The 18,289-nt window shown below is 65.6% G+C and carries 18 protein-coding genes; 6 read left to right on the top strand and 12 right to left on the bottom strand.

Features of this window, described 5'->3' with window-relative positions; genetic code table 11:
* Both AC2FNY_RS12465 and AC2FNY_RS12470 read left to right on the top strand, forming a co-directional pair.
* Positions 1 to 475 (top strand): PaaI family thioesterase (locus tag AC2FNY_RS12465; protein WP_496802645.1); only part of this gene is annotated, 475 nt, incomplete at its 5' end.
* Between the two features lie 7 nt (positions 476 to 482).
* On the top strand, positions 483 to 1,808 hold the full coding sequence (locus AC2FNY_RS12470) for an MATE family efflux transporter (RefSeq protein ID WP_496802646.1): 1,326 nt from the start codon (positions 483 to 485) through the stop codon (positions 1,806 to 1,808).
* Here AC2FNY_RS12470 and arsC read toward each other — a convergent pair.
* From arsC to AC2FNY_RS12490, 4 genes are read right to left on the bottom strand one after another with little or no spacing between them, the layout of a single operon-like run.
* A complete protein-coding gene (arsC, locus tag AC2FNY_RS12475; protein WP_496802647.1) occupies positions 1,792 to 2,136 on the bottom strand; it encodes an arsenate reductase (glutaredoxin) in 345 nt (114 codons plus the stop codon). The two genes, AC2FNY_RS12470 and arsC, sit on opposite strands and share 17 nt — an antisense overlap.
* Complete coding sequence (locus AC2FNY_RS12480; protein WP_496802648.1) at positions 2,133 to 3,191, bottom strand: quinone-dependent dihydroorotate dehydrogenase; 1,059 nt, start codon at positions 3,189 to 3,191, stop codon at positions 2,133 to 2,135. Before AC2FNY_RS12480 ends, arsC begins: the two co-directional genes overlap by 4 nt.
* The gene (locus tag AC2FNY_RS12485) at positions 3,188 to 3,619 is read right to left on the bottom strand and encodes a DUF1330 domain-containing protein (RefSeq protein WP_496802649.1); all 432 of its coding nucleotides are present in this window, start codon (positions 3,617 to 3,619) and stop codon (positions 3,188 to 3,190) included. Before AC2FNY_RS12485 ends, AC2FNY_RS12480 begins: the two co-directional genes overlap by 4 nt.
* Entirely contained in the window at positions 3,616 to 3,954 is a 339-nt protein-coding gene (locus AC2FNY_RS12490; RefSeq protein WP_496802650.1) for a DUF952 domain-containing protein, read from the bottom strand. The genes AC2FNY_RS12485 and AC2FNY_RS12490 overlap by 4 nt, the downstream gene beginning before the upstream one ends.
* A gap of 117 nt (positions 3,955 to 4,071) precedes the next feature.
* Here AC2FNY_RS12490 and AC2FNY_RS12495 point away from each other — a divergent pair, with 117 nt between their 5' ends.
* Complete coding sequence (locus tag AC2FNY_RS12495; RefSeq protein ID WP_234138853.1) at positions 4,072 to 5,646, top strand: bifunctional metallophosphatase/5'-nucleotidase; 1,575 nt, start codon at positions 4,072 to 4,074, stop codon at positions 5,644 to 5,646.
* Between the two features lie 3 nt (positions 5,647 to 5,649).
* Here the strand turns inward: AC2FNY_RS12495 and AC2FNY_RS12500 are convergent, their stop codons facing one another.
* Positions 5,650 to 7,398 (bottom strand): sulfotransferase family protein, encoded by a 1,749-nt coding sequence (locus AC2FNY_RS12500; protein WP_496802651.1) that lies wholly within the window; start codon positions 7,396 to 7,398, stop codon positions 5,650 to 5,652.
* 141 nt (positions 7,399 to 7,539) lie between these two features.
* Here AC2FNY_RS12500 and AC2FNY_RS12505 point away from each other — a divergent pair, with 141 nt between their 5' ends.
* From AC2FNY_RS12505 to mnmH, 3 genes are read left to right on the top strand one after another with little or no spacing between them, the layout of a single operon-like run.
* On the top strand, positions 7,540 to 8,169 hold the full coding sequence (locus AC2FNY_RS12505; protein ID WP_496802652.1) for a glutathione S-transferase family protein: 630 nt from the start codon (positions 7,540 to 7,542) through the stop codon (positions 8,167 to 8,169).
* A gap of 9 nt (positions 8,170 to 8,178) precedes the next feature.
* Complete coding sequence (locus AC2FNY_RS12510; protein ID WP_496802653.1) at positions 8,179 to 8,844, top strand: SOS response-associated peptidase; 666 nt, start codon at positions 8,179 to 8,181, stop codon at positions 8,842 to 8,844.
* Positions 8,845 to 8,881: 37 nt separating this feature from the next.
* Entirely contained in the window at positions 8,882 to 9,934 is a 1,053-nt protein-coding gene (mnmH, locus tag AC2FNY_RS12515) for a tRNA 2-selenouridine(34) synthase MnmH (protein WP_496802654.1), read from the top strand.
* Between the two features lie 156 nt (positions 9,935 to 10,090).
* On the opposite strand, the gene selD is transcribed toward mnmH, so the two are convergent.
* Genes selD through AC2FNY_RS12550 form a run of 7 tightly spaced genes read right to left on the bottom strand, consistent with a single transcriptional unit; the run spans position 10,091 to position 18,226 of the window.
* Positions 10,091 to 12,250, bottom strand: a complete 2,160-nt coding sequence (gene selD / locus AC2FNY_RS12520; RefSeq protein ID WP_496802655.1) for a selenide, water dikinase SelD — start codon at positions 12,248 to 12,250, stop codon at positions 10,091 to 10,093.
* A gap of 4 nt (positions 12,251 to 12,254) precedes the next feature.
* Entirely contained in the window at positions 12,255 to 12,641 is a 387-nt protein-coding gene (locus AC2FNY_RS12525) for a Na+/H+ antiporter subunit G (RefSeq protein ID WP_496802656.1), read from the bottom strand.
* A gap of 7 nt (positions 12,642 to 12,648) precedes the next feature.
* Entirely contained in the window at positions 12,649 to 12,921 is a 273-nt protein-coding gene (locus tag AC2FNY_RS12530) for a K+/H+ antiporter subunit F (RefSeq protein WP_235776030.1), read from the bottom strand.
* Entirely contained in the window at positions 12,918 to 13,415 is a 498-nt protein-coding gene (locus tag AC2FNY_RS12535; protein ID WP_496802657.1) for a Na+/H+ antiporter subunit E, read from the bottom strand. Before AC2FNY_RS12535 ends, AC2FNY_RS12530 begins: the two co-directional genes overlap by 4 nt.
* Positions 13,412 to 14,959, bottom strand: coding sequence for a monovalent cation/H+ antiporter subunit D (locus AC2FNY_RS12540; protein ID WP_496802658.1), 1,548 nt, complete (start codon positions 14,957 to 14,959; stop codon positions 13,412 to 13,414). The genes AC2FNY_RS12535 and AC2FNY_RS12540 overlap by 4 nt, the downstream gene beginning before the upstream one ends.
* Positions 14,956 to 15,315, bottom strand: a complete 360-nt coding sequence (locus tag AC2FNY_RS12545; RefSeq protein ID WP_234138862.1) for a Na+/H+ antiporter subunit C — start codon at positions 15,313 to 15,315, stop codon at positions 14,956 to 14,958. The genes AC2FNY_RS12540 and AC2FNY_RS12545 overlap by 4 nt, the downstream gene beginning before the upstream one ends.
* Before the next feature lies 1 nt (position 15,316).
* On the bottom strand, positions 15,317 to 18,226 hold the full coding sequence (locus AC2FNY_RS12550; RefSeq protein ID WP_496802659.1) for a monovalent cation/H+ antiporter subunit A: 2,910 nt from the start codon (positions 18,224 to 18,226) through the stop codon (positions 15,317 to 15,319).
* Positions 18,227 to 18,289: the final 63 nt, after the last annotated feature.

Consider the following 18,289-nt stretch of genomic DNA (forward strand, 5'->3'; position numbering starts at 1 on the left):
CCGCGATGCCGCGTTGAACGCGCTGGTCAGCGGCGTGCCCTATATCCGCTTTCTGGGCATCACCTTTGACCGGCGCGGGGATGAGCTGACCGGGGTGCTGAATTTCGACGACAAGCTGATCGGCAACCCGTTCCTGCCCGCCATTCACGGCGGGGTGACGGCGGCGTTTCTCGAGGTGACGGCAATCATCACCCTCAGTTGGGCGCATCTGTTCGAACGGATCGAGAGCGGTGACCTGGCGCCCGAGGATATTCTGACCGACGAGAATATGCGCTTTCCCAAGACCATCGACTTTACCATCGACTACCTGCGCTCGGGCCTGCCGCGCGACGCCTATGCGCGCGCCTATATCAGCCGCGCCGGGCGGCGCTATGCCTCGGTCCGGGTCGAGGCATGGCAGGACCACCATGACAAGCTTTATGCGCAGGGGACCGGGCATTTCCTGATGCCGCAGGATCCCAAGCCCGAAAGCTGAGCGGTACATGTCCGACGCGGCCCCGATCACGCATCAGCGGGTGTTGAAGATCGCCGTTCCGATCATGCTGGCCAACATGACCGTGCCGATCCTTGGCGCGGTGGATACCGCCGTGGTGGGGCAGATCCCCCAGGCCGCACCCATCGCCGCCGTTGGCGTCGGCGCGATCATCCTGTCGGCGATCTACTGGATCTTTGGCTTTCTACGCATGGGCACTGCCGGCTTGACGGCGCAGGCCCATGGGGCAGGGCAAGAGGGCGAGGTTGCCGCCCTGCTGACCCGCTCGCTGATGATCGGTGTGGCAGGTGGAGTCGCACTGATTCTGCTGCAACTGCCGATCTATTGGGGCGCGTTGGCCCTCAGCCCGGCCAGCGCCGAGGTCGAGACGCTGGCACGCGGCTACATGTCCATCCGCATCTGGTCGGCCCCCGCCGCCATCGCCATCTACGGCATAACCGGCTGGCTGATCGCGCTGGAGCGCACACGGGCGGTGCTGGTGCTGCAACTGTGGATGAACGGGCTCAACATGGGGCTCGACCTGTGGTTCGTGCTTGGTCTCGGCTGGGGGGTGAACGGGGTTGCCTTTGCCACTTTCCTGGCCGAGTGGACCGGGCTCGCCTTTGGCCTCTGGCTCTGCCGCGATGCCTTTCTGAACCCGCGCTGGCGCGACTGGGCGCGGGTGTTCGAGGCCGCCCGCCTGCGCCGCATGGCGGTGGTCAACACCGATATCCTGATCCGCTCGATGCTGCTTCAGGCGATCTTTGTCAGCTTCCTGTTGCTCGGCGGGCGGTTCGGCGATGTGACGCTGGCGGCCAACCAGGTCTTGCTGCAATTCGTCCATATCACCGGCTATGCGTTGGACGGCTTTGCCTTTGCCGCCGAGTCGCTGGTGGGGCAGGCCTTTGGCGCCGGTGCGGTGGCCCGGCTCAGGCGCGCGGCATGGATGACCAGCCTCTGGGGACTGGTGCTGGCTCTGTTGCTGGCGGTGGTGTTCTGGGCGCTCGGGCCCTGGCTGATCGACGTGATGACCAAGGATCCGAGCGTGCAACTGGCGGCTCGCGATTATCTGGCCTGGATGGTGGCGGCGCCGCTCTTGATCCTGGCACTGGTGATGTTCGATGGCATCTTTATCGGCGCCACCCGCTCGGCCGACATGCGCAACATGATGGCGCTCTCGGCGGCGATCTACTTCGCCGCCGTCTGGCTGCTGATCGAGCCCTACGGCAATCACGGCCTGTGGATGGCGCTGACGATTTCCTTTGTCGCGCGCGGGCTCACGCTGGGCCTGCGCTATCCGGCGCTGGAGCGTGCGGCGATCAGTCCAACAGGCTGAGCAGGTCCTCGGGCGGCCGTCCGATCGCCGCTCGCGCCCCGCGGATCGCCAGCGGCCGTTCGATCAGCACCGGGTTTTCCGCCATGGCGGCCAGCAGCACGGCGTCGGGGTCGCTCTTGGTCAGACCCAGCTCCTTGAACCGCGCCTCGCCCGTGCGCATCATGTCGATGGCTGCAACCCCCAGCGCCGCTTGCGCGGCCTGCAATTCGGCAAGGTCCGGCGAATCCTCAAGATAGCGGCGCACATGCACCTCTGCGCCCCGCTCTTCGAGCAGCGCCAGACCCTGCCGCGACTTGGAACAACGCGGATTGTGCCAGTATTCGATCACAGCCAGTCCTCTCTTCCGGTTCCCACCGCCTCGGCGACCGAGGCGAACCCGTCGCGCGCCAGAAGCGCATCAAGGCCCTGCGCGATCTCACTGGCCAGCGCCAGGCCGCCATAGACCATCGCGGTATAGAATTGCACGGCCGAGGCGCCGGCGCGGATCTTTGCATAGGCCTGTTCGGCACTACTGATGCCGCCCACGCCGATCAACGGGATCTCGCCGCCAGTCAGTGCCGACAGCCGCGCCAGAACGCGGGTCGATTTGTCAAACAGCGGCGCACCCGACAGCCCGCCCGTCTCGCCCTTGTGGGGGCTTTTCAGCCCCTCGCGCGACAGGGTGGTGTTGGTGGCAATCACCGCATCCACACCCGTATCGCGCGCCACGGCGGCGATATCGGCGATCTCGTCCTCGCTCAGGTCCGGCGCGATTTTCAGGAACACCGGGATCGGTCGCGCCAGCGCATCGCGGGTCTCGATCACGCCCGAGAGCAGCGCCGTCAGCGCCGCGCGCCCTTGCAGGTCGCGCAGTTTCTCGGTGTTGGGAGAGCTCACGTTCACGGTGGCAAAATCCAGATGCGCCGCGCAATGCGCCAGCACGCGGGCGAAATCGCCGGGCCGGTCGGTGCTGTCCTTGTTCGCCCCCAGATTGAGACCGATCACCGCGTCGCGGGGGCGCTTTGCCAGTCGCGCGGCAATCGCCTCCATCCCCTGGTTGTTGAAGCCGAACCGGTTGATCGCGGCGCGGTCCTCGGTCAGGCGAAAGAGACGCGGTCGCGGGTTGCCCGGCTGCGGGCGCGGCGTGGCCGCCCCCACCTCGATAAACCCGAAACCTGCGCGCGAGAGTGGCGCCAGAGCCTCGGCATTCTTGTCGAACCCCGCCGCCAGCCCCACCGGGTTGGGCAGATCGAGCCCCGCCATACGCGTGCGCAGCCGGGGCGAGGTCACCGGGCCGGGCAGGGGTACCAGCCCCGCCTGCAGCGCCTTGATCGACAGGCCATGCGCGGTTTCCGGGTCCAGCCGATGCAGGGCGGCCAGCCCCAATTTCTCGATCATCTTCATCCGAAGCTGGTGCCCCCTGTGCCGGGTTTGGTGCGGATCAGGCGCGAGGTTTCGACCGCCGCCTGCCGGTGAACCACCGCCTGCCGATAGGCGGGATCGGTCACCATCTCCAGAAACGCATGGGCATTGGGGTAGCGGGCGATGAACATCTCGTCCCAGACCTCGTCGCCGGGGCCGATCAGCACGGTCTGAAACGCGCCGCGCCAGACGATCGAGGCGCCCAGCCGCGCGATGATCGGCGCGGTCTCGCGGCCATAATTGCGATAGGCCTCGGCCCCGCTCAGTCCGGCACCGGCCAGCGCGTGGCCCTCGGGATAGGCGGCGTGGTCGCGGAACCTGACAAGGTTCAGCATCTCGATCGGGTGGTCGCGATCCAGCGCCTTGAACGCCTCGAACTGGTCGCGGTCGGGGTCGATATAGCCTGTCATGTCATCTCCTGCGGGAATTGATGCACGCCATCCACCAGCGGCAGCGGCCGCGACCAGACCACATCCGACAGCCGCAACTCGCGGTAAAGATGCGGAAAGAGGGCACCGCCGCGCGACACTTCCCATTTCAGTGCCTCGCCCATGGCATCCGCTTCGCAGGCCAGCAAGACCAGCCCCTCGGCCCCGGCAAAATGCTTGGCTGCCGTTTCCGCCGCCTGCTGGGCGGTCGAGAAATGCACGAACCCGTCGGCCAGGTCCACCGGTGCCCCGGCGCTCTGGCCGTCACGTGTCAGCGCCGCCCATTCGTCGGCCCGGAAAATCTTGTAGATCAGCATGGCCCGGTGATGCCTTGGGCAGGGGGAGGAATCAAGCGCGATTTCCCTCACGAGACCTTTGACTCCGCTCAATTCCGCGCGCACCATCACGCGCAATAACAACAGGGAGTTGATAGCATGTTCACCCGTTTCATGACTTCGGTCGCGGCGCTGGGCCTGACGGCCGGCATGGCCGCCGCCGAATATAAGCTGACCATTCTGCATACCAACGATTTCCACGCCCGGTTCGAACCGATCAGCAAATATGACAGCGGGTGCAAGCCCGAAGAGAATACCGAAGGCAAGTGTTTCGGGGGCACCGCCCGCCTGGTGACCGCGATCGAAGCCGCCCGCGCCCGCGCCGGCAATTCCATCCTTGTCGATGGCGGCGACCAGTTCCAGGGGACGCTGTTCTATACCTATTACAAGGGCAAGGTTGCGGCCGAGTTCATGAACAAGCTCGGCTATGACGCGATGACCGTGGGCAACCACGAATTCGACGACGGCCCCGAGGTGCTGCGCGGCTTCATGGATGCGGTGGGCTTTCCGGTCCTGATGTCCAATGCCGATTTCAGCGGCGAGGAGCTGCTGGCCACCAAGCTGCTGAAATCGACGGTGATCGAGAAGGGTGGCGAAAAGATCGGTCTGATCGGCCTGACGCCCGAGGATACCCATGAACTGGCCAGCCCCGGCCCGAATATCTCGTTCTCGGACCCGGTGCCTGCCGTGCAGGCCGAGGTTGACCGGCTGACCGCCGAGGGCGTGAACAAGATCATCGTCCTCAGCCATTCGGGCTATGGCACCGACCAGCGGGTCGCGGCGGAAACGACCGGCGTCGACGTGATCGTGGGTGGTCATTCCAACACCTACCTGTCGAATGTCTCGGACAAGGCGTCGGGCCCCTATCCCACCGTGGTCAACGGGGTGCAGATCGTTCAGGCCTATGCCTATGGCAAGTTCCTGGGCGAGCTGAACGTCACCTTTGACGATGCGGGCAATGTGACCGAGGCGGTGGGCGAGCCGCTGATCATGGACGCCGCTGTGTCCGAGGACGCCGCTACCGTCGCCCGCATCCAGGAACTGGCGGTGCCGCTGGAGGAGATCCGCAACAAGGTGGTCGCCAATGCCGCCGCGCCCATCGAGGGCAACCGCGATGTCTGTCGGGTGCAGGAATGCCAGATGGGCAATCTGGTGGCTGACGCCATGCTGGATCGCGTCGCCGATCAGGGCGTCACCATCGCCATCGCCAATTCGGGCGGGCTGCGCGCCTCGATTGACGCGGGTGACGTGACCATGGGCGAGGTGCTGACGGTACTGCCGTTCCAGAACACGCTGTCGACCTTCGAGGCGACCGGCGCCCTGATCGTCGAGGCGCTGGAGAACGGCGTCAGCCAGGTTGAAGAGGGCGCGGGCCGCTTTCCGCAGGTCTCGGGCCTGACCTATGCCTGGGACAGCGCGCAGCCTGCCGGCAGCCGCATTGTCGAGGTCATGGTCGCCAGCGAGGACGGTTTTGTGCCTCTCGATCCGGCCGCGACCTACATGGTTGTGACCAACAACTATGTCCGCAATGGCGGTGACGGCTATGCGATGTTCTCGGGCGACGACAAGAACGCCTATGACTACGGTCCCGATCTGGCCGATGTGACAGCGGAATACCTTGCCGCCAACGCGCCTTATCAGCCCTATGTGGATGGGCGCATCGTCAAGAAGTGACCGTCAGACTCTGGCCTGGCCCAACTCGGGCCAGAGCCCGGGGTCGAGACCTGCGATGAATGGCTCAAGCATGGCCTCATGCTTGCGCCATTTGCCGACCGAGCGGGTGTGCACCGGCTGGCGCAACTGGTTTGCGCTGAGTGTCAGCACCTGGCCTGCCGCCTGATCGGGTCGCGCCATTTCGGGCACCCAGTCCAGCCCCAGATGTGCGGCCAGCCGGTGGCTGGCGCCCTCTACATCCGCCACCAGATCCTCGTAAGCCAGATCCAGGATCCGGCCCGGGAACTCCGCATGCCAATGCGCCATCATCCGGGCATACAGGTTGAACCGATGCGCCATGGCCCGCAGGTCATAGGCATAGTTCAGCGCCGATCCCGCCAGATGCGCCTGCCACAGCGACAGCGCCACATCGCGCGGGTCGCGCCGCAGGTGGATCACCCGCGCATCCGCCCGCGCCGTCAGCAGGAACCCCACCAGCCGATAGTTCTCGGGCATCTTGTCGGTATAGAACCGGGTGCCGTCGGGCAGGGCGGGCAGGCTCTCGGCCTCACCTTTGCGGAAGGTGGCGCGCGCCTGTTCATCGAATGGCAGGTTGCCGTTGATCAAGGGGGCCAGCAGACGACCCGGCGCGATACGCTCGCCCAGCGGATGTACCGCCGGATGCGCGCCCAGCATTGCCTCGGTCAGAGAGGTGCCGGATCGCGGCAGGCCCAGCACATAGACCGGTGCCACACCATCGCCCGACCCGTCACAATCCGCGCCCGGCCCGAACCGCACCATCAGCGCCTCGCTCAGCCGGGTGTCGGCCCCGGCGTCATAGGGCATCAACCGCGCCATCGCTGCATTGGCGCGGGTCAGGTGTTTGGCAAACCCGTCCTCGTCGCCCGCTTGCGCGGCGATCCGGGCCAGTGCGAAATGCAACTGCCCCTTGGCCGGGCCGCTGTCATCGGCGGCCTTCAGCGCCGCCAGCGCCTGTGGGATCAACGCGGCGTTTTCCGCGCCCGAATTGATCTGCGCCAGTTGCTCCAGCGCCTCAGGCTGTCCCGGCGTGATCTCCAGCACCGCCCGGTACTGTTCCTTGGCGGCCTCGGTCTGACCCTGTTCCACCAGCCGCATTGCCAGCGCCAGCCGGGCCGGAACATGACCCGGGGCCAGCGCCGCCGCCCGTTCCGCCACCGTGCGGGCCGCATCGGGCCGGTCGGCCCGCGCCAGTGGCAGCGACAGCGCGATCAGCGCCTCGACATTGCCCGGCTCAAGCTCTGCCGCGCGTTCGAGATCGGCCAGTGCCCCCATCTCGTCACCCGTTTGTCCCAACAGCCGGGCCCTGAGCAGATACCCGCGCGCCTGACCGGGATACAGCGCGATCACGCTGTCCACCGCAGCCTTCGCTGCCACGTCATCGCCCCGTGCCATTCCAACCTGCGCCAGCAGCGCCCAGGCCCCGGCGTCCTGCGGGTTCGCATCGGTCAGCCGCCGCAGATGCATGTCGGCCTCGTCCGTGCGGCCCAACAGCACCAGCGTCTGTGCCAGGTTGCGCCGGGCGTCGTGAAAATCCGGCGCCAGTTTCAACGCCAGCTGGAAATGCGGCAGCCCGGCCTTGTGTCGGCCCAGGCCGCATTCGGCGATCCCGGCGATGTTCATCCAGCCGGGATGCGTCTTGTCGGCTTTCAGCCCCTTACGGGCCAGTCGTTGAGCGGTGCGGAAGTCGCCGCCCTGGACGGCGCGCTGTGCCTGAGAGATGTCGTTCTGCACCTTGAGCTGTCTCCGTTACAAGATGAGCACAGGTTTAGGGTGCGAGGCGCGGGGCCGCAACCGCCGCGCCCTTGGACACACGGGTTGACGCAGGGCAGGAAGATCATATAATTAACGAAATAGTTAAATAATAGGTGCCCCATGAAACTGCATGTCTTTCCTCCGTCCCCGAACTCTCGCAAGGTGCTTGTGGTCAACGCCCATCTGGGTCTGAACCTGCCGCTGGAAATGGTCAATCTCGCCACCGGCGAGCAGCACGCCCCGGGATTTGTTGCCCTCAACCCAAATGCCAAGGTGCCGGTGCTCGAATATGAAGACGGCGGCACGCTCTGGGAATCGAACGCCATGATGGCGCGGCTTTGTGCCCAGGCTGACACATCGCTCTGGCCGAAATCCGACATCCGCTATGATATCCTGCGCTGGCAGTTCTGGGAGACCGCGCATTGGACGCCTGCGCTCTCGCCGTTCATCAGCCGCCATATCTTTGGCCAGATGGATGCCGATCTGGAAGCCGCCACCACGCAGACCGCCAGATACGGGGCCGTTCTCGACGCTCATCTGGCCGGGCGTGACTGGCTGGTTGGCGACGGGGTGACGCTGGCCGATATCTCGGTCGCCTGCATCCTCAGCCTGCGCGCGCAGTGCCAGTATCCGCTGGACGGCTTTGCCAATGTTCACCGCTGGATCGCGGCGGTCGAAGCACTGCCGGCCTGGCAGATCGCCGAGGCTCAGGTGCAAGAGGTGCTGGCCAAGGTGCAGGCGGCCTCGTAACCTGCCGCCATGTGCGGAAGGATCGCCAACACCCTGCCCAGCGACGCCATGGCGCGCCTGTTTCAGGCGCGACCGGCCAATGACCTGCCATCTGTGCCGAACTACAATATCTGCCCGACCAACCCGGTGCATGTGGTGCGGGCGGGGCCGGGCGGGCGGAACCTGCTGGCGATGCGTTGGGGCTTTCTGCCGCATTGGTACAAGACCGAAACCGACGGCCCGCTGCTGATCAATGCCCGCGCCGAGACGCTGGCCGACAAACCCGCTTTCCGCGCCGCTTGTCGCCAGCGGCGCTGTCTGATCCCGGCCACCGGGTTCTATGAATGGACGCGACCGGGCGGAGACGTGCGCCTGCCATGGTACATCCACCGCCGCGACGGCGCGCCGATCGCCTTTGCCGGGATCTGGCAGGACTGGGGACCCGAGAGCGCGCGCCAGCCTACCTGCGCCATCGTCACCACCGCAGCCAACAATCATCTGGGTAAGCTGCATCACCGGATGCCGCTGATCCTGGAACCAGATGATTGGCCACTCTGGCTGGGCGAAGCAGGCCATGGTGCCGCCCGGCTGATGCAGCCGGGTGCCGAAGATGTGCTGGATTATCACCGCGTCGACCCGGCGGTGAATTCGAACCGCGCCAGCGGGCCGGATTTGATCGAACCCTTCGACGGGTGATCTTTTACTGATCCGCAAAGGGCGCTACACCGCGCGCATGGCTCTTGAATTCACCACGCTCCCGCAACTCTACGCGCATGGCTATGACGCCGTCATCGACGTGCGCAGCCCGGCAGAATATGCCGAAGATCATCTGCCCGGCGCCATCAACCTGCCGGTGCTGGACAACGAAGAACGCGCCCGCGTCGGCACCATCTACAAGCAGCAAAGCCCGTTTCTGGCGCGCAAGCTGGGCGCGGCGCTGGTGTTCCGCAACGCCGCAAACCATGTGGAGCAGAGCCTCAGTCATCACCCGGGCAACTGGCGGCCGCTGGTCTATTGCTGGCGGGGCGGGCAGCGGTCCGGCTCGTTCACCTGGATGCTGCAACAGATCGGCTGGCGGGCCGAGGTGGTCGCGGGTGGATATCGCGCTTATCGCCGGTTGGTGAACCGGTACCTTTACGAGGATCCGCTGACGCACCGGCTGGTGGCGCTCGACGGGTTCACCGGCACCGCCAAGACCGAGATCCTGGCCCGGCTTCCGGCGCTGGGCGTCCAGATGCTGGACCTCGAAGGGCTGGCCAATCATCGCGGTTCGCTGCTGGGGGCGCGTCCCGGCGGCCAACCTGGGCAGAAGGCGTTCGAATCGGCGCTGGCGGCGGCGCTTTGCAGGCTCGACCCCGCGCGCCCGGTGGTGGTCGAGGCGGAAAGCTCCAAGATTGGCGAACGCATCCTGCCGCCCAGCCTCTGGGCCGCGCTCTGCGCCGCGCCCCGGATCGAGATCGAGGCGCCGGTCGCCGCCCGCACCGCCTATCTGACCGCTGCCTATGACGATATCCTGTCGGATGCCGAGACTTTGACCGCCCGGCTCGACCCGCTGCGCTATCACCGGGGGCATGCGGTTGTCGAGGGGTGGCTGGCCCTGGTTGCGGCAGGTGACAAACACGGGGTCACCCGTGCCCTGATGGAACAGCATTACGACCCGGCTTACCGTAAATCCCGCACCAGCCATGCGGTGCAGGTTGCGGCGTGCCTGCGCTCCGACACACTCGACCATGCAGGCATTGATGCGCTGGCGGAACAGGTGGCCGCAGCGCTGGATAACCTCTGAGTGCTGCGCGAGGGGGCGCTGCCCCCGTCGCGGCGGGCCGCGACTCCCCCGGAGTATTTTGGGGCGAAATGAAGGGGTGTGGCCTGCTGCTTCTTTCTGGTTGGAAATACTCCGGGGGGAGGCGCCCGGAACGGGCGGCGGGGGGCTGGCCCCCCGTCAACGGGCGAGGCGCAGGCCGGGCTTTTCGGTGAGTGTCCCGATCCGGGCGGCGGGGTAACCTGCTTTGATCAATGCTGCGAGACACGTTTGGGCCTGATCGGGGGCGACAGCGGCCAACAGACCGCCCGCGGTTTGCGGATCAAAGAGCAGCGCCGCCGCGCCGGTGGCGGGCAATTCCGGCACCAGCATCCGGTTATCGGCGAAGATGGACGAGCGGTGACCCGCCTCGGACAGGGCCAGCGCGCCCGCCATCAGCGGCACCGCGTCGAGGGCGATCTGGGCCCCGGTACCCGAGGCCTCGCATATGCCGTGCAGGTGACCGGCCAGGCCGAAGCCCGTTACATCGGTCATCGCACGGGCCGTGGTCAGTATTCGCGCGGCGGCTCCCTGGTCTGTGGTCATATGGGCATAAGCTGCGGCTACATCGGTGCCTGGCGCCTGGCCCGCCATCTCGGCGGCCATCAGCACACCGCTGCCCAGCGGCTTGGTCAGGATCAGGACATCTCCGGGTCTTCCACCCGCCAGAGTGATTGGGTCTTGTGCACAAAGGCCCGTCAGGGTGAAACCGATGGTCAGCTCGTCCCCGACCGAGCTGTGGCCGCCGACGATCTCGGCCCCGGCGGCGCGCATCACCTCGGTTGCAGCGGCCATGATCTCGGTCAGGCTGCGCTGTTGCAACTCGGGCGACAGGCGCGGCAGGATCACCGTTGCGGTGGCCGCCTGCGGCTCTGCCCCCATGGCCCAGATATCGCCCAGCGCGTGATGGGCGGCGATGCGGGTCATCAGCACCGGATCCTCGACCAGCGCGCGCAGGTGGTCCGAGGTCATCACCTGCCGGACACCGCCGGTTGACAGCAGCGCCGCGTCGTCGCCGGGCAGCGGGGTGATATCGTTGCGTATCGCGCCCGGTAGTGGCGCCAGCGCCGCGCGCAACGCAGAGCGCCCGACCTTGGCGCCGCAACCGCCGCAAAGCGGCTTGTCCCCCAGCGCCTCGCTCAGCCCGGCGCTGTGAAGCTCGGGCAGGGCGGGCTGGCCCATCTGCGGCAGCTCGCGGAAGCGGTCCATGAAGGTCCGATCGATCCGGTCCTTCCATCGCCAAATGGCGGGCCCCGCAAAGACACGGCCCCATTTCTCGGCCAGGGCGGATTTGCCGCCCAACGAGATCAGCTTAAGGTAATCGGATTGCGGGCGATAGGGGCGCGGATGCCCGGCCCCCAGCGCCGCGCGCAGATTGTCATAGAGAACCGGCGCCTCGCGCACGGCATAGACCCCGGCCTTGGGGCGCGGATTGTCGGTCAGATGCGCACAATCTCCGGCGGCGAACACCATCGGATCGCTCGAGCGCAGGCAGGCATCGACGGAGATGAACCCCTCGTGGGTGTCGAGCCCGGTCTCGGTCAGCCAGGGATAGGCGCGCGCGCCGGCGGCGCCGGTCACGAAATCGGCCTCGATCCGGCGGCCATCCGCCAGTTCGACCGCTTTGGCGGTGATCCGGGCAATCTCGACCCCTTCGACCAGGGTCACGCCCAGCCCCTCCATAGCCTGCCGGATGCGTTGGGTGGCGCGCGGGCCGAGACCCGCCAGCACCCGCGCGCGGTCGATCAGCGTGACCTGACCCGCACGACCCCGGCTGCGCAGGGCATGGGCCATGGCCATGACCAGTTCGGCCCCAGCCACCCCGCCCCCGATCACCGCCACACGCGCCGGGCCGGTGCCCGCCAGATAGGCCGCCCAGCGGGCGGCGAAGGGGCCCAGCGGTTTGGCCGGAACCGCGTGATCGGCAAAGCCCGCCATCTCGGGCATAGCCGAGGTGATGCCGACATTGACCGAGGCCACGTCAAAGCCGACCGGCGGACGCCCCGGCACATGTATCTCGCGCCGGTCGAGGTCGATTCCCTGGACCGCGCCCAGCACCACCCGCGCGCCCGCGAAGCGCGCCAGTTGCACCAGGTCGATATCCAACGCCGCGCGGTCATAGTGTCCGGCGACGAAACCGGGCAGCATGCCGGAATAGGGCGCGGTGGGGCCGGGATTGATCACCGTCACCCGGGTACCGGCCAGTGGCAGCATCCCCCATTTGAGCAGCACCAGCGCATGGGTGTGACCCCCGCCGATCAGTACAAGGTCACGGGTGCGGGGCAGGGGCGGTATGTGCATGTTGTCAGTTGGCCGTATGCTCTGGTGTGTCGTTGTCGGGGGCAACCGCATGGGTGGCCCACCTGCCATCCCCGCCGGTGGGCGGCAGGGTCTCGGGCGTTTCATGCCGGTGAATGTGCCATTTTGCAATGAACAGCGCCGTGACCGGCGCCGTCAGGAACAGAAACAGCGTGATCAGCATTTCATGCAGCGAGATGTGATCCTCGAGCGTCAGAGAATGCAGGATCGAGGCGATCAGGACCCCGCCCACCCCCAACGTGGTGGCCTTGGTCGGCGCGTGCAGGCGCGACATCGGGTCCTTGAGCTTGATCATCCCGAACGAGCCGACAAAGCCGAACACGCCCGACACGATCAGGAAGAAGGCGATGACGATTTCCCAGATTTGTTCCATCCTGCCCTCACTCGATGATATTGCCGCGCAGCATGAAGCGCGCATAGGCCACGGTTGAAACAAAACCCAGCATGGCGATGATCATGGCCGCCTCGAAGAAGATCTCGCTGCCGATGGCCAGGCCATAAAGGATCATCAGCGCGATGGTGTTGATCACCATCGTATCCAGCGCCAGCACCCGTGTGCCGACCCCGTCGGCGGTAATGATCCGCCACAGGCACATCATGATCGCCGCGCCGAAACAGGCAAAGGTGAAATAGATCGCATAGGTCAGGATCATTCGAAAATCTCCTTCAGGCGGCGTTCATAGCGGTGCTTGATCTCGTCGCGCACCGCGTCGGGGTCGGGCGCGTCCAGGCAATGCACCAGCAGGTTCAGGCCGCGCTCGGACAGGTCGCAGCTGACGGTACCGGGGGTCATGGTGATGGTGCCCGCCAGAACGGTGATCGCCTCGGGGCTGCGCAGTTCCAGCGGGATCGAGATCCAGGCCGGTTTGCGGTCGGCGTCGCGCTTGAACAGGATGATGCCGGCAACGGTGACATTGGCCACCACGATATCCCACAGCACGACCAGAATGTATTCCACCACCATCGGCCAGTTGCGCAGTTTGGGTCGGTCCGGCCAATAGGGCTGGGTGATGAAGGGGATCACGATCCCCAGGATCAGCCCGAACAGCAGCGAGTTGAGCGACGGCGCATTGGCCAGCAGCACCCAGACCAGCGTCAGCAGCAGGGTCAGGTGGGGGTGCGGAAAGATGCGGCGCAAGAGCTTCATTCTTCATCTCCCGTCAGCACGGCGTCGATATACCCTTGCGGCGCATAAAGCTGCTCCGCGGTGGCGCGGGTATAGTCCATCATCGGTCCGGCAAAGAGGGTGACCGCCGCCAGACCGGCCACCAGGCCGAACACAGCGGCAAAGGTCAGGCCGGGCATCGGCTCGGGCGCGGGTTGGTGGATCACCTCGTCCTCGTTTTCCGGGTCCGGCTCGGTGTTGTGACGCTCGTCATGGCTCTGCCAGAAGATCAGCGACCCCGCCCGCGCCAGACCGACTATGGTGACGAAGGAGCTGATCAGGATCACCGCCCAGATCGCGGCGAAATCTCCCGCGTCGCGCGCGGCGTCCATCACCAGCAGCTTGCCGACAAAGCCCGACAGTGGTGGCATCCCGGCCAGCGCGATCGAACCGATGAAGAACAGCACCGCGATCAGCCCCGATTGCGCCATCGGCGGCATGCCGTCGATGCGTCCGCCCTGACGCTCCATCACCAGATCGGCGACCAGGAACATCAGCGCCGCCGCCAGGGTCGAATGCACCGCGTAATACAGCGCCGCCGCCGTGGCCTGCGGGGTGAACAGCGAGACCGCGATCAACAATGTGCCCATCGAGGCGATGGCGCCAAAGGCCGCCATGCGGGCAACATGCTGGGTGCCCAGGATACCGATCGCGCCCACCGCGAGCGTGACCAGAGCAGCGGGCAGCAGCCAGGCGCCCGCCAGCCCCTCGGCAATCGCCAGATCGGGGCCAAAGACCAGCGTATACATGCGCAGGATGGCATAGGCGCCGACCTTGGTCATGATCGCAAACAATGCCGCCACCGGCAGCGGTGCATTGGCATAGCTGGCCGGCAGCCAGAAATGCAGCGGCAGCACCGCGGCCTTGATGCAGAACACCAGGAGCAGAAGGACTGCCCCAACGCGCAGCAGGGCGGTATCCTCGGCCGGAAGCTCGGCCACCCGCACCGCCAGATCGGCCATGTTCAGCGTGCCGGTCACCGCGTAAAGCGTACCGAGCGCGAACAGGAACAGGGTGGAGCCAAGCAGGTTATAGGTGACATATTGCACCCCGGCCTTGAGCCGCACCGCGCCGCCGCCATGGGTCATCAGCCCGTAAGAGGCGATCAGCAACACCTCGAAGAACACAAACAGGTTGAAGGCGTCGCCGGTCAGAAAGGCACCGCAGACCCCCATCAGCTGGAACTGGAACAGCGGGTGGAAATGCCGCCCGCGCTTGTCCCAGCCCGATCCCATCGCATAGAGCACCACGACCAGTGCCAGCAGAGATGTCAGCAGCACGAACAGAGCCGACATCCGGTCGAGCACCAGCACGATACCAAAGGGCGCGGGCCAGTTCCCCAACTCATAGACCTGAACAACGCCAGTCGAGGCCTGCGCGGTCAGCGTCAGCGCGATGCCGACCAGGCCGACGGTGCCTGCGACCGAAAAGATGCGCTGCAAATCAAGGTGATAGCGCAGCACCATGATGATGAAGGGCGCCAGCAGTGCCGGCAGCACGATGGGGGCGATGATCCAGTGGTTCATGCGTCCTCTCCCGCCGCGTCGACACTGTCCTGCGCGCTCATGTCGATGCGGTCATCGCGCGACGACAGATAGGCGCTGAGCGCGATCATCACGATCACCGCCGTCATCCCGAACGAGATCACGATGGCCGTCAGAACCAGCGCCTGCGGCAGCGGATCGGTATAGGCGACCTCCTTGTACTTGTTCAGTACCGGCGGCGCGTTCAGCGCCAGCCGCCCGGTGGCGAACAGGAACGCGTTGACCGCATAGGTCAGCAGCGACAGGCCCAGGATCACCGGAAAGGTGCGCCGGCGCAGGATCAGGAAAATGCCGGCGGCGGTCAGAACGCCCACGGCGGATGCAAGAAGCGCTTCCATCTCAGGCCCCCTTTTCCGAGTCTATGGTCTTTCCCTGTTCGGCCATCTTCTGCTTGGTCTCCTCGACGAACTGGCGCAGCGCCTCGCGCGCGGGGTTGATATCCATCGGGAATTCCTGCGTCATCCCCGGCTGCCATGCAAAGCGCGACAGGCTTTCCAGCGTCAGCATCACCGCGCCCAGCACCGCCAGGAAGACGCCGGTATCGAACAGCATCGCGGTGGCCCATTCGAACTCTTCCAGCGGCGGCCAGTGCAGATAGCCGAAATCGCTGGTCAGGAAGGGCATGTCGTTGAACCAGGCGCCCAGACCGGTGGCCGCCGCGATCAGCACGCCCCAGCCGATGGTGGCATGGTAATAGAACCGCTGCCGCTCGGCCGCCCAGGTGAAACCGCTGGCCATGTATTGCATCAAGAAGGCGATGGCGACCACCAGACCGGCGATGAAACCGCCGCCCGGCTGATTGTGACCCCGGAAGAAGATATAGGCCCCCACCATCAGAGCGATGGGCATCATCACGCGCGTCACCACCACCATCATCAGCGGATGCGCATCCCCCGATTGCGGCCAGTGCGGCTTGCGATTGAGCAGATAGGCGCGCACCTTGGTGGCCAGCACGCTTTCGGTCAGGGCAAAGATCACCAGCGCGGCAATACCCAGCACGATGATCTCGCCAAAGGTATCAAAACCCCGGAAGTCCACCAGGATCACGTTGACCACATTGGTGCCGCCGCCGCCCTTGTAGGAATTGGCCAGGTGGAACTCGGAGATCGTCGGAAAGGCGAAATCGCGCAGCATCAGCGCATAGATCAGTCCGCCCGCGCCGATGCCCGCGACGATCGAGATCGCCGCATCGCGCAGCTTGCGCCCATTGGTGCTGTCCACCGGTGTTTCCGTCGGCATGAAGTTTAGCGAGAGCAGCAGCAAGATCATCGTCACCACCTCGACCGAGATCTGGGTCAGCGCCAGGTCGGGGGCCGAGAGATAGTTGAACGCCATCGACACGATCAGGCCGACGACCCCGATCAGCACCAGCGACAGCAGGCGGTTGCGGTGGAACCACATGATCGCCAGCGTTGCCCCCACCAGACAGACCCAGCCGATGATCGGCAGGATCGGTGCGGGGAGCGGCACACGGGTCGGTGCCCCCATGCTGCCCGAGGCATAGGCGTAGTATCCGATGCCCACGGTAAAGGCGACCATGATGGCGGCATAGCGGCTGATGACACCATTGTGCAGCCCGTCGGTCACCCGGTTCGACAGCGCCGTCAGCGCCTCGATCACCGCGTCAAAGATGACCTTTGCCTCGGGCCGGGGCAGGGCGTTCCAGAACCGCTCCAGATGCCGGTGCAGCGCCAGCAGCAGCAGGCCGCCCAGAACCGCCACGATGGACATGTAGAGCGCGGGCGTGAACCCATGCCAGAGCTTGAGCTTGAAATAGGGCAATTCGCCCCCGATCACCGCACCGGCGGCGGCCTTGACCAGCGGTCCCGCCACGGTGGCCGAGTTCAGGCCGATGATCACCACCAGCACCACCAGCAGGGCGGGCGACAGCCACAGGCCCGGACCGGGATCATGTGGGTTCTGCGGATAGCTCTCGCGCTCGGGCCCCAGGAACACATGCGCGATATAGCGAAAGGAATAGGCCGCCGAGAACAGCGCCGCGAAAACCGCCAGCGCAGGCACCACCACATGACTGTCCAGCCAGACGATGTGGAACGTCTCTTCCAGCATCATCTCTTTGCTGAGGAACCCGTTGAGCGGCGGAATGCCGGCCATCGACAGGGCCGCGATCAGCGCGATGCCAAAGGTTATGGGCATCAGCCGGCGCAAACCGCCGAGCAGCTTGATGTCGCGGGTGCCGGTCTCGTGGTCGATGATCCCGGCGCTCATGAAAAGGGCGGCCTTGAACGTGGCGTGGTTGATGATGTGAAACACCGCCGCCACCGCCGCGACCTTGGTGCCAAAGCCCAGCAGCATGGTGATCAGCCCCAGGTGGCTGACAGTCGAAAAGGCCAGCAGCGCCTTGAGATCGTCCTTGAACAGCGCGATGACCGCGCCCACCACCATCGTTACCAGACCGGTGGTAGCCACGATATAGAACCACTCGGGCGTGCCCGCCAGCACCGGCCACATGCGCGCCATCAGGAACAGCCCCGCCTTCACCATGGTTGCCGAGTGCAGATAGGCCGATACCGGCGTCGGCGCCGCCATCGCGTGCGGCAGCCAGAAATGGAACGGGAACTGCGCCGATTTGGTGAAACAGCCCAACAGGATCAGGATCAGCGCCGGCAGATAGAGCGGCGAGGCCTGGATCGCCTCCTTGTGTTGCAGGATCACGCTCAGGTCATAGGACCCGGCGATATGGCCCAGGATCAACATGCCCGCGATCATCGCCAGCCCGCCCGACCCGGTCACAGCCAGCGCCATGCGCGCACCCTGTCGGCCTTCGGGCAGGTGTTTCCAATAGCCGATCAGCAGGAAGGAACTGAGCGAGGTCAGCTCCCAGAACACCAGCAAAAGCAGGATGTTGTCGGACAGGACGATGCCCACCATCGCGCCTTGGAAGAGCAGCAGATAGGTATAGAACTGCCCCATCGGGTCATGCCGCGACAGATAGAACCGGGCATAGAGGATGATCAGCATGCCGATCCCCAGGATCAGCGTTGCAAACAGGAATCCCAGACCGTCCAGCATGAAATTGGCGTTCAGACCCAGACTGGGCAGCCAGTCAAACCTTGCCGTAACCACCCCGCCCGACAGCACGGTCGGGGCATGGATCATCAGACCGGTAAAGGCCAGAAAGCTGGTCAGTCCCGCCGCCGAGGCCGAGGCGTTGCGTCCCGCCCGGATCAACAGGGCAGGGAAGATTGCCCCGAGAAAGGGAAGGGCGGCGATGAGGAAGAGGGACACCGTCGATTACTCCGCTGCTGGTTATTCTTGTTTCCGCTTTGCAGCGATAATTTATGTCCTTGG

The organism is Ruegeria sp. BHSC223, from assembly GCF_059613025.1.